This window comes from Pelomicrobium sp. G1, assembly GCF_051905455.1.
GTDB lineage: Bacteria > Pseudomonadota > Gammaproteobacteria > Burkholderiales > UBA6910 > Pelomicrobium.
In genome coordinates this window covers 1-254 of sequence record NZ_JBQACR010000449.1, presented here as the reverse complement: position 1 = coordinate 254, position 254 = coordinate 1, and the positions used below count along the sequence as shown (strand labels likewise).

Sequence of the window (254 nt, the reverse complement as noted above, 5' to 3'; positions counted from 1 at the left end):
CAGCAAGCGCAGCCTCGGCGACAAGCGCCGGCACCTTTCCGCCGCCCAGATCGAGGAGATCGTGCGCCTTTACGGCCGCTTCGAGGAGAACGGGCGCTCCAAGATCTTCGACAACGCCGACTTCGGCTACACGCGCGTCACCGTCGAGCGGCCGTTGCGCCTGCGGTACCAGATGACGAACGAGAACAAGGCGCGCTTCCTCGACGCCTGCCCGCACCTGCTCGACGACGCGCAGGCGATCGACGAGGCGCTGG

At 67.7% G+C, this 254-nt stretch carries 1 pseudogene; it reads left to right on the top strand.

Annotated features, from left to right (window positions below):
* Positions 1-254: pseudogene (locus ACTFO6_RS19180) on the top strand (SAM-dependent DNA methyltransferase); the annotation flags it as partial.